We start from the raw sequence: 14,273 nt of genomic DNA, 5'->3' as shown, positions 1-14,273 counted from the left end.
GATTGATGAACCCATCCGCACCCGTTGCACTGTCGGTACGCAACATCCACAAATCGTTCGGCGACCATCACGTCCTGAAGGGCATTTCGCTCGACGCACACGAAGGCGACGTCATTTCGATTCTCGGCGCGAGCGGCTCGGGCAAGAGCACGTTGCTGCGCTGCCTGAACCTGCTCGAGACGCCCGACGACGGTTCGGTCGCGCTCGCGGGCGAAGAGCTCAAGATGAAGCGCCGTCGCGACGGCAAGCTGCATCCGGGCGACCGCCGCCAGGTCGACCGCGTGCGCTCGCAGCTCGGCATGGTGTTTCAGAACTTCAACCTGTGGTCGCACATGACCGTGCTCGAGAACCTGATCGAAGGGCCCATGCGCGTGCTCAAGCGCAGCCGCGCCGAGTCGGTCGAAGAAGCCGAAGCACTGCTCGCCAAGGTCGGTCTCGCGGACAAGCGCGGCCACTATCCGGCACATCTGTCGGGCGGTCAGCAGCAGCGCGTCGCCATTGCGCGCGCGCTCGCCATGCATCCGAAGGTGATGCTGTTCGACGAGCCGACTTCGGCGCTCGATCCCGAACTGGTCGGCGAAGTGCTGCGCGTGATGCGCACGCTCGCCGCCGAAGGCCGCACGATGCTCGTCGTCACGCACGAGATGGGCTTCGCGCGCCACGTTTCGAACCGCGTGATGTTCCTGCACCAGGGCCAGGTGGATTCGGACGGCACGCCAGACGAGGTCTTCGGCGAGCTGAAGTCCGAACGCTTCCGCCAGTTCGTCTCGAGTCACCAGGATCGCAACGCTCACTGAACCCGCGCAACGCACAAGCTCTCTCATGGCAATCACACGTACCCAGAATCCGCTCGACTGGCGCGAAATCGCCGCCATTGCCGCGGGTGAACCGCTGATGCTCGGCGCGCACGCACAGGCGAGCATTCGCAGCGCCCGTGCGCTCGTCGAACAGATCGTCGCACGCAGCATCCGCGCCTATGGCGTGAACACGGGCGTTGGCGCGCTGTGCGACGTAGTCGTCTCGCAAGACGAACAGCACGACCTGTCGCACAACATCCTGATGAGCCACGCCGTGGGTGTAGGCGAGCCGCTCGGCGCCGAGGAAACGCGCGCGATCATGGCTGCGGCCATCAACAACTTTGCGCATGGCCATTCGGGCGTGCGGCTCGATGTCGTCGAGCGGCTCGCCGCGTTGCTCGATGCGAATTGCCTGCCCGAAGTGCCCGCGTTCGGTTCCGTCGGCTATCTGAGCCACATGGCGCACATCGCGCTCGTGTGCGTGGGCGCGGGACATGTGCGCTGGAACGGCGAACGCCTGAGCGGCGCGCAAGCCCTGCAGCGGCTCGGTCTGCAGCCCCTCTCGCTCGAGGCGAAAGAGGGTTTGAGCCTCGTGAACGGCACACCGTGCGTGACCGGGCTCGCCGCGCTCGCGCTTCAGCGCGCGGAGCGGCTGCTCGACTGGGCGGACGTCGTCGCCGCAATGAGCTTCGAGAATCTGGGCGGCCAGATCGCGGCGTTCGACACGCAGTCGCTCGCGTTTCGCGTGTCGCCGGGCCTCGCCCGCGTGGGCGAGCGCCTGCGCGCAGCGCTCACCGGCAGCTCGCTGCTCGAAAAGTCGCTCGGGCGGCGCACGCAGGACCCGCTCAGCGTGCGCACGATTCCGCACGTGCACGGCGCCGCGCGCGACACGCTCGCCGCGACGGTCGAAGTCGTGAACCGCGAGCTTGCCTCGGTGACCGACAACCCGATCGTTGCGGGCACACCGGAATCGCCGCAGGTGTACTCGCAGGCGCACGCGGTCGGCGCCTCGATCGCCCTGGCGATGGACAGTCTCGCAACCGCGATTGCACAGGTCGCCGCCATGGCCGAACGGCGTCTCGACCGGTTGGTGAACCCGCTCGTGAGCGGCCTGCCGGCCTTCCTCGCTCACGCGAGCGGCACGCGTTCGGGTTTCATGATCGCGCAGTACACGGCCGCCTCGCTCGTCGCGCAAAACCGCCGTGAGGCAGCGCCCGCGAGTCTCGACGGCGGCGTGACCTCGGGGTTGCAGGAAGACCACTTGTGCCATGCGACGCCCGCGGCGCTCAAGGCGCTCACGATCATCGAGAACAGCAACCGGATTCTCGGCATCGAACTGCTCGCCGCGGCGCAAGCCTACGATCTGCAGCCGCTCGATGCGGCGCGTGCGCCATACACCGACGCGCTCTACGCCAGCGTGCGCGCCGCGCTGCCGACCTATCGCGACGACCGCCCGCTCTCCGACGACATGACGTTTGCGTTTCGCCTCGTGGCCGACGGCGCCCCGCCGCCGCTTCCCGGCCCCGCGCACGAGCGCTCGCCTGGCGTCTCGCGCGAGGCGGAACCCGACATGCGCCCCGTTGCGCGCAGTACGGCAGCCCCGGCAAGCAACGACGCGCTGCCCGGCGCGGTCGGCGTCTGAAGCGAGGACAGGCATGCACGCGCCCTCTTCGCTCATCGACACCTCAACGCGTTCCGCTACCGCGCACAAGGTCGCTCCAGCGTATGAGCAGATCAAGCGCTACGTGGTCGATCGCATCACGGACGGGACATGGAAGCCAGGTGAGGCCATTCCGTCGGAAACGGAGCTCGTCAAGGAATTCGGCGTCGCGCGAATGACCGTATCGCGCGCGCTGCGCGAACTGTCGGCCGAGCATGTCCTCAAGCGCGTTCAGGGCGCGGGAACGTTCGTCGCATCGCGCGATGTCGAATCGACCGTCCTCGAGGTGCGCAATATTGCCGACGAAATCGCCGCGCGGGGTCACCGCCACAGCGCACGGGTGCTGACGCTGGAAGCAAGCTCGAACGATCAGGCGATGGCCGCGCTCGAGCTCAGCGGCGGTTCCGTGTTCCATTCGCGCATCGTCCACTACGAGGAGGACGAAGCGATTCTGTACGAGGACCGCTATGTGAACCCGCATGTGTTTCCGGGGTATCTAGAGCAGGATTTCACGCTGGAAACGCCGAATCACTACATGATGCGGCTCGCGCCGGTTCAACGCGCGGAGTTCCGGATCTACGCGCAAAAGCCGGACGCGGACATACGGCGCCATCTTGCGATGAATATCGGCGAGCCCTGCCTGCTGATGTGGCGGCGTACGTGGGTGGGTAGCGCCGTTGCCACGGCTGTCGAGCTTTGGCATCCGTCTTCGCGTTTTCATCTGGTCGGCAAGGTCTCGACATAACGCCGGGGGTCCCGCGCAGCCATCGTCGCCGCGTTGCACAACGTTTAGAATCTCTTCCGATCGGAAACCGTTGGAGCACACGGATGAAACTGCACCAGTTGCGCGTTTTGCTCGCGCTCGCGCAGCACGGCAGCATGCACGAGGCGTCGCGCAGCCTGCACATCTCGCAGCCCGCGCTTTCCAAGGCGATTGCGGAGCTGGAGCGCGAACTGGGCGTGACGCTCATGTCGCGCTCGGTGCGCGGCGTCAGCCTCACGAATTACGGGCGCGCGCTCGCGAAGCGCGCGAGCGTGGTCGAACAGGAATTACGCCACGCGCTCGAAGATATCGAAGGCATGCGCGGCCATGCCGAAGCGCAACTGAACATCGGCTTTTCCGCCGTGGCGTCGAGCGGGCCGCTGCCCGAATCCATCGCGGCGTTTCGCGTGCGCTTTCCGGGCGTGGAGGTGCACGCCTATGAAATGCGGCCGCAACAGATACTCGAAGGGCTGCGCGAAGGCCGCCTCGACCTCGCGCTCATCTCGACGAACAGCGGCCCCAGCACGAGCGCGTTTCAGTGGGAGCCGCTGTTCTCCGTGGGCATGGTGCTCGCCGCGCGCCCCGGCCATCCGCTTGCAGACACGACGCGCCTGCGCGATCTGCTCGAGGCCGACTGGCTCACGCTCGATCCGCTGGACGATCCCGGCAGCCCGCTTGCGAGCCTCATGCGCGTCAACCGCCTCGACATGCCCAAGCGCATCGTGCACAGCGTGTCGAACCTGCTTGGCCTGCAGCTCGCGACCTGCACGGATGTGATCAGCATGTGGTCGGACTTCGTGTTCTACGGCATGAGCGGGCCGCTCGTCCTCAGGCGCGATGCATTGCACACGCTGCCCATTCGCGACGAGTTGCCCGACTTCCATGTGTTCATGGTGTACCGGTCCAAGGACCTGATGACCCAGGCGTGCACCGAGTTCAGCAAGGAAATTCGCCATCGCTGTCGCACGATGGTCCCGCCGCGCGCCGCCGCGCTCGGCACAGCGCGTGCGCGCAAAACGGCGGGCAGCGCAGCGAAGTCGCGCCTGGAACCGTGACGTTGCGCACTGCGCGGCTTAGCCTGCTGAGGCTTAACCTGCTTTAGCCCTGGCTCGCGCCCGCCTCGCGCGCTCGCGCGAGCACGTCGAGATTGCCCTCGCCGAAACCGTGGTGGCCGCTGCGCTGCACGACTTCAAAAAAGATCTCGCCGGGATGGCGTTTTGCAAACGTCTGGAAAAAGAGCCGCGGCACGCCGTCGTCGCCAATCTCGCCGTCGATCAGCACGTGACGCTTGCGCAATGCCGCCAGGTCCACGCCGTGGCCGGGCAAACGCGCGTCCACGGTGTCGTAGTAAGCGGGCGGCGGCTCGACGAATTCCACGCCATTGGCCATGAGCGCGTCGACGCTCGCGAGGATGTCGTTGCTCGCCAGCGCGATGTGCTGCACGCCTTCGCCGGGATGCTCGGGCAGATAGTCGTGCAATAGCTGCGTGCGCCGCGTGCCTTCCTCGTACACCGGAATGCGCAGCTCGCCATCGGGCGACACCATCACGCGCGACTCCTCGGACACATGCCAGTTCGCGTTGATCTCGTGAATCTCGCGGAAATGCAGCAGGTCGCGATAGAAGTCGAGCCATTCCCCAATGCGCCCCTCGCCCACCGTTTGCGTGAGGTGATCGACGCGCGTGAGGCCCGTGCCGCCGTGATCGAGATCGGTATGCGCCGTGGCGACGTCGATGGGCCGGAAGTCGATGTCGAAGATCGAAATGTCGCCCACGCCGCCGCGCTGGCCGCCGCGTCCGCGCCAGCGGTCGATGAAATAGAGGTGCGAATCGCCAATGCCCTGGATCGCGGGAATGTGCAGCTCCGCGGGCCCGAGGCGCTCGCCTTCGAACGCCCACGCGCCGAGCGAGATCGCGTGCTTGAACGCGCGCTTCGCATTGTCGACTCGCACGCCGATCGCGCAAATGCCCATGCCGTACTCCTGCGCGTAACGCGCGGCGAACGAGTCGGGCTCGGCGTTCAGCAGGAAATTCATCTCGCCCTGCCGGTAGAGCGTGACCGCCTTGCTCACATGGCGCGCGATCGCCTTGAAGCCTAACTGCTCGAAGCGGCGGCCGAGTTCGGCCGGCTCGGGCGCGGCGAACTCGACGAATTCGAGGCCGGCCATGCCGAGCGGATTGTCCGCCTGCGGCGGAGGATTAGAGGGGCTGGACATGCAATAGGCTCCTGACGCAAGCGCTGAAACGGGCACTTCGCCGCCACGGACGGGCGAAGCAGCGCGATTTTAACCATTTCGTTCATTTTGACGAAGACCGCCGTATGCGGGCGGTCCACGCGCCATCTCGGTGCAAACCCGCAAAGCGTTCGATAATCGCACGCACTTGGGCGATAATCGCGCAAAACGGCGCCGCCACGCATTGCCGGATAGCGTGGGCCGCCCTATGCTGCGACTCACGTTTAGCGCATACCGCAGCATGGCACATGCGCAAAAGTCTGGAGACAACTGATGACCCCAAGCCTCGACACCACCGGCTCGCCCGACACCGCCCCTCTTTCGCCGTCGCGCAGCCAGGCCCGCAAGGCGGCGCTCGGCAGCTTTGTCGGCGCGGTCGTCGACTGGTACGACTTCCTGCTCTACGGCATTGTCGCCGCGCTGGTCTTCAACGGGGCGTTCTTCCCTCAGGTCAGCAAATCGACGGGCACCCTCGCCGCCTTTGCGACTTTCGGCGTGGGCTTCCTGTTCCGCCCGCTCGGCGGGATCGTGTTCGGCCACTTCGGCGACCGGCTCGGACGCAAACGCATGCTCGTGATCACCGTGATGATGATGGGCCTGTCCACCGTGGCCATCGGCCTGCTGCCGACCTACGCGACGATCGGCTTGTGGGCGCCTGCGCTGCTCGTCGCGTTCCGCGCACTGCAAGGCTTCGCGGTCGGCGGCGAATGGGGCGGTGCGGCGCTCATGGCGGTGGAAAGCGCGCCGCGCGGCAAGAAGGCGTTCTACAGCAGCGGCGTGCAGGTGGGCTACGGCGTGGGCCTCGTGCTCGCCACGGGCATTGTCGCGATCCTGAGCCACCTGCTCGGCGAGGCGTCGTTCCGCTCGTGGGGCTGGCGCCTGCCGTTCGTGTTCAGCGTCGTGCTCGTGCTCATCGGCCTCTGGGTGCGCTCGAGCATGGACGAGTCGCGCGAGTTCGTCGAAAAGGTCGAGCACGGTCATCGCAAGCTCAAGATGCCGGTGATCGAGGCGCTCACGCGTCACCCGAAGGCCTTCCTCTATATCGTCGCGCTGCGTCTGGCCGAACTCTTCACGATGTATATCGTGACCGCCTTCGCGCTGAGCTATTCGACGAACAACCTCGGCATGTCGCGCGATCTCTTTCTCGGCATCGGCCTCTTCGTGGGCGCGCTCAGCTGCGTGACGATCCCCTGCTTCGCCTGGCTCGCCGACCGCCTCGGGCTGCGCCGCATCTATCTGATCGGCGCGTTCATCGGCTTGCTGAGCGCCGTGCCGTTCTTCCTCGCGCTCGAAGCGCGGTCCACGGTCTGGATCGTGATCTTCTCGGTGATGCTCGCGAACATCGCCCACGACATGGTCGTGAGCGTGCAGCAGCCGCTCTTCACCGAACTGTTCGGCGCGGAGTACCGTTACAGCGGCGCGGGTGTGGGCTACCAGTTCGCGAGCGTGGTGGGCGGCGGCTTCACGCCGTTCATCGCGGTGGCGCTGGTGGGCGTTGGCGCCGGTTCGTGGCACCTCGTCGCCGGGTATCTGGCGATTGGCTGCCTGATCTCGCTGATCGTGGCGGCGCGCATGAAACCGGCGTGAGCGCGCGCGCATCGAAGGCTCGCGAGCCGCAGGCGTTTGGCGCCTGCGGCTTTTTCCATGGTTTTGGCAACCTTGCGGCAGAGGGTCTTGTTCGCCAATGAAGAAACCGCCACTGGACCCGCGCGACTGGATTGCGGGGCTTGAAAAAGGCCTCGCGATTCTCGAAGCCTTCGACAGCGAGCACGCGCGCATGACCCCCACCCAGGCGGCGGAGCGCACGGGCCTCTCGCGCACCGCCGCGCGCCGCTATCTGCTCACGCTCGAATCGCTCGGCTATGTGTACACGGATGGCCGGCTGTACGGCCTCACGCCGCGCGTGCTGCGCGTGGGCTGGTCCTATTTCGATTCGGCGCGCCTGCCGCGCACCGTGCAGCCGTATCTGCAGCAGTTGAGCGCGACGCTCAACGAATCGGCCTATGTGAGCGTGCTCGATGGCTGGGACCTCGTGGTGATCGCGCGCAACGGCGTGTCGCGCGTGATGACCACGGGCTTCGTGCTCGGCGCGCGCGTGCCGGCGCCGCTCATCTCGCCCGGTGTGGTGCTGCTCGCGCACGAGGCCGACCAGGACGCGGTTTCCGCGTGGCTCGATACGGTCGAACTAACGCCCTTCACGCCGCATACCATCACGAGCGGCGCGCGCCTGCGCGAGAAAATCGGGCGGGCGCGCGTGGATGGCTATGCGCTCATCGAGCAGCAATTGCAGGTGGGCGTGCGCGGCATTGCGGTGCCGCTCAGGAATCGCAACGGCGAGGTGGTCGCCGCGCTCAGCACCAACATGCCGATGGGCGATGAAAGCCCGGAGGCCGCGCTTCAGCGCGTCTTGCCGCATTTGCAGGAAAGCGCGCTCGCCATGCTCAACGTGCTTTGACTGGCGCTAACGTGCTCTAGCGCTGCGTTGGCGCCCGTCATGCGCGCACCCGCAAGCGCGCGCCGCCGCCGGACGGGTAGCGGTCCGCCTACCCGTAACCCGACTTCGCCCATCCCTTCGAACCGGCACCATCGCAGCGCAATTGCTTGCGCCCGCAACGGTCACCACGCACTTCGACGTTAGAAGTCCACCGCATCGCGAATGATCGGGCACGTCATGCAATGGCCGCCGCCGCGCCCACGCCCCAGCTCCGCGCCCACGATACTCACGACTTCGATGCCAGCCTTGCGCAGCAGCGTGTTCGTATAGGTGTTGCGGTCGTAAGCGAACACGACGCCAGGCGAAGTGCAAACCAGGTTCGCGCCGCTGTCCCACTGCGTGCGTTCGCGCTGGTAGTCGTTGCCGCCCGCTTCCACCACGCGCATTTTCTTGATGCCGAGCGCGGCACTCACGACCTCGACGAAGGACTTTTTCTCCTGATGCAATTCCACACCCGCCGGGTGATCGCTGGGCCGGTACGTGAAGGTGCGGGTACGCGCGAGGAAATCTGGCGCGATCAGGACGCAATCGCGATCTGCGAACGTGAAAACCGTATCGAGGTGCATGGCCGCGCGAATTTTTGGCATGGCCGCGACGATCACCTGCTCGGCCGCGCCCTTCTTGAACAGTGTGGCGGCGAGCTGGCTGATCGCCTGACGCGACGTACGCTCGCTCATGCCAATCAGCACGGTCTTGTTGCCGATGGGCATGACATCGCCGCCTTCGAGCGTCGCCATGCCGTGATCTTCAGTGGGGTCGCCCCACCACACGTTGACCTTGCCCGCGAAGTCCGGATGAAAACGGTAGATCGCCGCCGCCAGGATCGTTTCCTCATGGCGCGCGGGCCAGTACAGCGGATTGAGCGTCACGCCGCCGTAAATCCAGCACGTGGTGTCGCGCGTGTACAGCGTGTTCGGCAGCGGCGGCAACAGATATTCGGTGGACCCGGCCGCTTCGCGCACGACCTTGAGCGCAGCGCCGCCGTGCGATTCGGGGAAGTCGTAGATCGACAGGCCGCCAAGCAAGGTCTCAGCCAGCTTGCGATCTTCGAGTCCTTCCAGATAGCTGCGCAGTTCGTCGATGAAACCCAGTCCAACCTGGTTCGGCACGATCTGATTGTCGAGTATCCACTTCTTGCCTTCGGGCACGGCAACGGTTTCGGCGAGCAGGTTGTGCATCTCCACGACCTCTACACCCCGGTCGCGCATCTTCGTGACGAAGTCGAAATGGTCGCGCTTGGCGTTGTCGACCCACAGCACGTCGTCGAACAGCAGCTCATCGCAATTGCTCGGCGTGAGACGCGAGTGCGCCATGCCGGGCGCGCACACCATGACCTTGCGCAGCTGGCCGACTTCGGAATACACCCCCAACGCACTGTCTTCCTTCGCCTTGCCCTTGCCGCCCTTCGGGGCCTTTTCTAATTTGTCTGCTTTCTCGCTCTTTTCACTCTTCCCACCGCCCTTTGCCTTGGACATATCGATCTCCGCTCGTTCTCATTAGATTGCCATGGCGCCCGTGGCCAGCGCCACGACACCTACGATCGCCGCGACAGCCGCCACGATGAAAATGACCCAGTCGCTCGTACGCTGGAAAACCTTCAGCTTGCGTTCGCGCCGCGCGAGGAAATACAACACGGTGCCAGGCGCATAAAGAATCGCAGAAAGCAGGATGAACTTGAGCCCTCCGGCAACGATCATGAACAACGTGTAGATCACGGCGACCGCTGCCAGCGCGAGATCGCGCTTGCGCTCTTCGGGCCGCAATTCGTAGCTTTCACCTCGGTTCGAAACCATGAACCCATAGGCCGCGACGAAGAGATACGGAATCAGCGACATCGAACTCGTGAGGTTGAGCATCAGCGAGAACGCATCGCGCGAAAAATACGTGCTGGCCACCAGCAGTTGCACGACGATATTGGTGATCCAGAGCGCATTGGCCGGCACGTTGTTGGCGTTTTCGCGTGCGAACACGGCCGGCATGTCCTGATTGCGCGCCGCCGCGAACATCACCTCGGCACAGATGAGCGACCACGCCAGATACGCGCCCAGCACGGAAACAATTAGACCGACGCTCACAAAGATGCCGCCCCACGGTCCGACCACGCTTTCGAGCACCGCCGCCATGGAGGGCTGGCGCATGCCCGCCACGTCCGCGCGCGGCAGCACGGCGAAAGGCAGCATGGAAACGAGCACCATGAGCGCTGTCACGCCGGCGAAGCCCATGATCGTTGCGCGCCCAACGTCCGCGCGCTCCTTCGCGTAGCGCGAATACACACTCGCACCTTCGATGCCGATGAACACGAACACGGTGACCAGCATCGTCGCGCGAACCTGCTGAATGAGCCCGCCCTCTTGCGCCGCGGACTGGATATTCAGCTGGAAGGTCCCGTACTTGAATACGAACAGGAGAATGACGACGAACACCAGGATCGGGATGACCTTGGCGAATGTCACGATGGTGTTGATGAACGCGGCCTGCTTCACGCCGCGCAGAATGAGAAAGTGAAACAGCCAGATGCCGATCGAAGCCACGACGATCGCCGTAACCGTATTGCCGTCGCCGAAAACCGGGAAAAATGCGCCCAGCGTGGACTTGATCAGCACCCAGTACGAAACGTTGCCAATGCAACTGCCGATCCAGTAACCGAACGCGGAGAGGAAGCCGGGATAGTCGCCGAAGCCCTCTTTGGCGTACATGAACACGCCGGCGTCGAGGTTCGGCTTGCGCTCCGCGAGCGACTGAAAGACGCGTGCGAGCGTGTACATGCCCACGCCCGCCACGAGCCACGCAATGGCCGCGCCGACCGGCCCCGTTGCATTGGCGAAGGTTCGCGGCAGAGAAAAGATCCCGGCGCCCACCATGCCCCCGACTACCATCGCGGTCAACTGCACGCGACTCATCTTCTGCCCGGTATCGGCCATCGGTTTCCTCGCTTTGTTCAGAACTTCGCTTTATCGAGAGACCAACCCCACCTGCGTTCACTTCATCGGGTCACGCGCACCGAGTTGTTGCCGAGCAATACACGCACACGGTCGCCCGGCACGAACTGCTGATCCGCATCCTGGACCACCGACATCAATTGCCCCGAATCCAGGCGCACCACGATCTCAAGGCCCGCGCGCTGCGTGACGCGCTGCTCCACGGCATTGCCCGCCGCGCCGCCCAGCACAGCACCGCCTATGCCCGCCGCAACCGAACCCGTGCCGCGCCCGATGTTGCTGCCTGCCGCGATGCCGCCAAGCGCGCCACCCGTGATTGCGCCAATGCCGGTCGGACCGGGCTGGATGGTGACGGGCCGCACGGATTCGACCGCTCCGAGTTCGACCACGAACACCTGCTGCGCCTGAGCCGGCGTGAAGGTGGAACCCGAAGTGGGCGCCTCGCAGCCGGAAAGCGCAAGCGAGCCAACTACGGAGCCAAGAAGTGCTGCAGCGAGATATCGCATGACATTCCCCTGATGCGGCGCATTGCGGATTCGCCAATTCGTTCGACCTGTTTGCTAACGATTGCACGCACACTCATTAGCGAACATTCAGCCAATACGTGCCCGGCGACGCTCCTTTTGCCATCCATCCTCCGGACACCTGACGAACATTATGGAATACGATTCGCACATGATGCATTCAACGTGACATTCGCTCGAGAATCGTTCAGCAATTCAATGTGGCGCGCATTTTCAATCCGCGATTTCCCGCGCTCGCATTACGACAGATCGAAGATCGGATAAAGGCTCGAACATGAAATCGACGGATGACCAGAAGTTGTCGCTGCCGGTACTCACAGCCATGGTCGTGGGGTCCATGGTCGGCGCGGGCATCTATTCGCTGCCGCGCAACTTCGCGCTCGAAGCGGGCCCGACAGCCGCCGTTGTCTCATGGTGCATTGCGGGAGGCGGCATGTATATGCTGGCCCGAGTCTTCCAGCTGCTTGCGGAAATCCGGCCCGACCTCGACTCCGGCATCTTTGCCTATGCACGCGACGGCTTTGGCGGCTACGCCGGCTTCCTCTCCGCGTTCGGCTACTGGATGGCCGGTTGCTTTGGCAACGTCTCCTATTGGGTGCTGATCAAATCCACGCTCGGCGCATTCGTGCCGGCATTTGGAAACGGCAATACGCCGATTGCCATTGCGGTTTCGTCACTCGGCATTTGGGCATTTCACTGGATGCTTTTGCGGGGCATTCAGCAGGCCACGCTCATCAATGCGATTCTTACTGTCGTGAAGATTTTGCCGATTTTCGTTTTTATCGGTATTTTGAGTGTCTACGCAAGCGCGGAGCCATTCACGAACAATCTCGCGGAAAGCGCCGGGCGGCTTTCCACGCAGGTCAAGGGGACGATGCTCGTCACGGTATTCGTGTTTCTCGGCATTGAAGGGGCGAGCGTGTATTCGCGCTACGCGAAAAAACGCTCCGACGTGGGCGCTGCCACGATACTCGGCTTCGCCTTCGTGCTGTTGCTGCTCGTGCTCGTCACGCTGCTGCCCTACGCGCATCTCATGCGCGCGGACATCGCGGCCATGCGGCAACCTTCCATGGCGTCGGTGCTTGGCGCCGTGATCGGCTCGCCAGGTGCGGTGTTCATCGGCGGCGCGCTCATCGTCTCCGTGCTCGGCGCTTACCTTGCATGGTCGCTGATCTGCGCGGAAGTGCTGTATGCCAGTGCGAAAGCGAACGCCATGCCCGCCATCTTCGCGCGCCGCAACGCGCGGCAGCTTCCCACCGCCGCAATATGGCTCACGAGCAGCGTGGTGCAGGGCTTCGTCATCAGCACGTACTGGTCCACCGACGCGTTCTCGCTCATGCTGCGCCTCACCAGCGCCATGGCGCTCATCCCTTATTTTTTTGTGGCGACTTTCGGGCTCAAGGCGATCCGTGCGCTCCCGCAATCGGCCATGAGCACGAGAAAGCGCACGCAGAGCTATGCCACAGCGGCCGTCGCCACGATTTATACGCTGTTCCTGCTTTACGCTTGCGGGGTGGAACTGCTCGTCATGTCCGCGCTCTTATATGGACCCGGCAGCCTGCTTTACATGTGGGCGCGACGCGAGCGCGGGCAGGCGCTTTTTTCCCGGCCCGAGTGGTGCGCATTTCTCGTGGTGATGGGCGGCGGACTCGTTGCGATCTTCGGGCTGAGCGCCTCTGCCTGGCGTTAGCCGCGCACCGTTGCGCCTGCCCGCATCCGTCGGTCTCCTGACTGCTTTTCGCCTCACCGCCGCCATTCAAACGTTCCAACGTTCGACAGCGAGGAACCATGCCTATCAGCTACGCGCTCCGCAAGGCGCAACTCGCAGCGGTCGAGCAGCGCGCGATGAAAGTTTCCATTTACGTCGTGTGCCTCGGTTTCGCGGCCAACATCGGCTATGGCTTCTTCGTGCAGTCCGACACGCTGCTGCTGACCGCCATTTTCTATCTGCTCAATCTCGTGAGTTCCGCGCTCGGATTGCTCGCGGCCACCGTGGTCAGCCGGCCCGCGACGACCCGCTTCGAATATGGATATTGGTTTCTCGAGCCGCTTGTGAATGGCATAAACGGACTCATGATGCTGCTCGTTTGCGTGTATGGCCTCGTGAACGGGATCGAGGGGATCCGCTCGGGCGGCCACGTCGTGAATGCGCGCGGCGTCATGCTGATCAGCCTCGCGAGTTGCGTGATCTGCTTGGCCATGGTGGTCTATAAAAAACGCGCGGCCGCGCAGATCAATTCCAAGCTGCTCAAAACCGACGGCTGGAAATGGATCATGAAATTCACGTTCAGCGCGGCCACGCTGCTCGGCTTTTTCGTCTATTCGATCTTGCCCGAAAGCGTTCACTATCTCTGGGCGCGCTATGTCGACAGTGCAATGACCGCGGGACTGTCGCTGATATTTCTCTCCGCGCCAGTGAAAATCGTGCGCACGAGCTTTGCCGAATTGCTGCACATGAGCCCCGAAGAGAACAATCCGCGCGCGGAGATCGAGAAAACGCTTTCAAAGTTCGAACGCGAGCTTGGCATTCTGCGCCATCACACGCACGTCATCCAGGCGGGCCGGCGTAACTTTGTCGAAATCAGCGTGCTTGTCGGCGCAACGTCCGCGTTAAGCGATCTCGCCTCGCAGGACAGATTGCGCGAACAGATATGGGAAACACTCAGCACGAATCCGCTGGAGAACCGGCTCATCATGCAGATCACCGCGGACCCGCGTTGGGAAGACGGACGCCAGCCTGGATGACGCGCGCTTCACCAGCGCGCGATCTGCGCGCTCAACTCAGCTACGCGTTCGCGTCGTGCCCTTCAGTACGAAACGGCGTGCAGCATCCGTCCCGGCACCCACTACGATGGCATGCCTGC

General features: G+C 64.1%; 12 protein-coding genes. 8 read left to right on the top strand and 4 right to left on the bottom strand.

Annotated elements, in window-relative coordinates:
- The first annotated feature begins 5 nt into the window (after window positions 1–5).
- The 4 genes from U5A58_RS22670 to U5A58_RS22655 all read left to right on the top strand — a co-directional run bounded on the left by U5A58_RS22670 (window position 6) and on the right by U5A58_RS22655 (window position 4,275).
- Window positions 6–797 carry an ABC transporter ATP-binding protein gene (locus U5A58_RS22670; protein WP_321963093.1) on the top strand — a complete coding sequence of 264 codons (792 nt, stop codon included), beginning with the start codon at window positions 6–8 and terminating at the stop codon, window positions 795–797.
- A 25-nt stretch (window positions 798–822) separates the two neighbouring features.
- Window positions 823–2,439 (top strand): histidine ammonia-lyase, encoded by a 1,617-nt coding sequence (locus U5A58_RS22665; RefSeq protein ID WP_321963092.1) that lies wholly within the window; start codon window positions 823–825, stop codon window positions 2,437–2,439.
- Between the two features lie 13 nt (window positions 2,440–2,452).
- Window positions 2,453–3,202 (top strand): histidine utilization repressor, encoded by a 750-nt coding sequence (gene hutC, locus U5A58_RS22660; RefSeq protein ID WP_321963091.1) that lies wholly within the window; start codon window positions 2,453–2,455, stop codon window positions 3,200–3,202.
- 83 nt (window positions 3,203–3,285) lie between these two features.
- Entirely contained in the window at window positions 3,286–4,275 is a 990-nt protein-coding gene (locus U5A58_RS22655; protein WP_321963090.1) for a LysR family transcriptional regulator, read from the top strand.
- Window positions 4,276–4,318: 43 nt separating this feature from the next.
- Here U5A58_RS22655 and U5A58_RS22650 read toward each other — a convergent pair whose 3' ends face one another.
- The gene (locus U5A58_RS22650; protein ID WP_321963089.1) at window positions 4,319–5,434 is read right to left on the bottom strand and encodes a 4-hydroxyphenylpyruvate dioxygenase family protein; all 1,116 of its coding nucleotides are present in this window, start codon (window positions 5,432–5,434) and stop codon (window positions 4,319–4,321) included.
- Window positions 5,435–5,725: 291 nt separating this feature from the next.
- Here U5A58_RS22650 and shiA point away from each other — a divergent pair, with 291 nt between their 5' ends.
- Both shiA and U5A58_RS22640 read left to right on the top strand, forming a co-directional pair.
- Window positions 5,726–7,039, top strand: a complete 1,314-nt coding sequence (shiA, locus tag U5A58_RS22645) for a shikimate transporter (RefSeq protein WP_321963088.1) — start codon at window positions 5,726–5,728, stop codon at window positions 7,037–7,039.
- A 97-nt stretch (window positions 7,040–7,136) separates the two neighbouring features.
- Window positions 7,137–7,907, top strand: coding sequence for an IclR family transcriptional regulator domain-containing protein (locus U5A58_RS22640; RefSeq protein WP_321963087.1), 771 nt, complete (start codon window positions 7,137–7,139; stop codon window positions 7,905–7,907).
- Between the two features lie 179 nt (window positions 7,908–8,086).
- Here the strand turns inward: U5A58_RS22640 and U5A58_RS22635 are convergent, their stop codons facing one another.
- The 3 genes from U5A58_RS22635 to U5A58_RS22625 all read right to left on the bottom strand — a co-directional run bounded on the left by U5A58_RS22635 (window position 8,087) and on the right by U5A58_RS22625 (window position 11,391).
- Window positions 8,087–9,277 carry an arginine deiminase gene (locus tag U5A58_RS22635; protein WP_233271811.1) on the bottom strand — a complete coding sequence of 397 codons (1,191 nt, stop codon included), beginning with the start codon at window positions 9,275–9,277 and terminating at the stop codon, window positions 8,087–8,089.
- A 165-nt stretch (window positions 9,278–9,442) separates the two neighbouring features.
- Window positions 9,443–10,867: a basic amino acid/polyamine antiporter gene (locus U5A58_RS22630; RefSeq protein WP_321963085.1), complete on the bottom strand. Its 1,425-nt coding sequence runs from the start codon at window positions 10,865–10,867 to the stop codon at window positions 9,443–9,445.
- A 62-nt stretch (window positions 10,868–10,929) separates the two neighbouring features.
- On the bottom strand, window positions 10,930–11,391 hold the full coding sequence (locus U5A58_RS22625) for a hypothetical protein (protein WP_321915450.1): 462 nt from the start codon (window positions 11,389–11,391) through the stop codon (window positions 10,930–10,932).
- Between the two features lie 292 nt (window positions 11,392–11,683).
- Between U5A58_RS22625 and U5A58_RS22620 the strand changes: the two genes are divergently transcribed.
- Window positions 11,684–13,099: a basic amino acid/polyamine antiporter gene (locus tag U5A58_RS22620; RefSeq protein WP_321963084.1), complete on the top strand. Its 1,416-nt coding sequence runs from the start codon at window positions 11,684–11,686 to the stop codon at window positions 13,097–13,099.
- Between the two features lie 98 nt (window positions 13,100–13,197).
- Window positions 13,198–14,154, top strand: a complete 957-nt coding sequence (locus tag U5A58_RS22615; RefSeq protein ID WP_321963083.1) for a cation diffusion facilitator family transporter — start codon at window positions 13,198–13,200, stop codon at window positions 14,152–14,154.
- The last annotated feature ends 119 nt before the right edge of the window (window positions 14,155–14,273 follow it).

Source organism: Paraburkholderia sp. J7 (assembly GCF_905220155.1).
GTDB lineage: Bacteria > Pseudomonadota > Gammaproteobacteria > Burkholderiales > Burkholderiaceae > Paraburkholderia.
The sequence above is the reverse complement of the archived record's forward strand: the minus strand, read 5'-3'. Positions and strand labels throughout refer to the sequence as shown.

Excerpts from the sequence above, each read along its gene's own strand:
- U5A58_RS22670 (WP_321963093.1), top strand. The coding sequence starts at position 6 with ATGAACCCATCCGCACCCGTTGCACTGTCGGTACGCAACATCCACAAA.
- U5A58_RS22665 (WP_321963092.1), top strand. The coding sequence starts at position 823 with ATGGCAATCACACGTACCCAGAATCCGCTCGACTGGCGCGAAATCGCC.
- hutC (WP_321963091.1), top strand. The coding sequence starts at position 2,453 with ATGCACGCGCCCTCTTCGCTCATCGACACCTCAACGCGTTCCGCTACC.
- U5A58_RS22655 (WP_321963090.1), top strand. The coding sequence starts at position 3,286 with ATGAAACTGCACCAGTTGCGCGTTTTGCTCGCGCTCGCGCAGCACGGC.
- U5A58_RS22650 (WP_321963089.1), bottom strand. The coding sequence starts at position 5,434 with ATGTCCAGCCCCTCTAATCCTCCGCCGCAGGCGGACAATCCGCTCGGC.
- shiA (WP_321963088.1), top strand. The coding sequence starts at position 5,726 with ATGACCCCAAGCCTCGACACCACCGGCTCGCCCGACACCGCCCCTCTT.
- U5A58_RS22640 (WP_321963087.1), top strand. The coding sequence starts at position 7,137 with ATGAAGAAACCGCCACTGGACCCGCGCGACTGGATTGCGGGGCTTGAA.
- U5A58_RS22635 (WP_233271811.1), bottom strand. The coding sequence starts at position 9,277 with ATGGTGTGCGCGCCCGGCATGGCGCACTCGCGTCTCACGCCGAGCAAT.
- U5A58_RS22630 (WP_321963085.1), bottom strand. The coding sequence starts at position 10,867 with ATGGCCGATACCGGGCAGAAGATGAGTCGCGTGCAGTTGACCGCGATG.
- U5A58_RS22625 (WP_321915450.1), bottom strand. The coding sequence starts at position 11,391 with ATGCGATATCTCGCTGCAGCACTTCTTGGCTCCGTAGTTGGCTCGCTT.
- U5A58_RS22620 (WP_321963084.1), top strand. The coding sequence starts at position 11,684 with ATGAAATCGACGGATGACCAGAAGTTGTCGCTGCCGGTACTCACAGCC.
- U5A58_RS22615 (WP_321963083.1), top strand. The coding sequence starts at position 13,198 with ATGCCTATCAGCTACGCGCTCCGCAAGGCGCAACTCGCAGCGGTCGAG.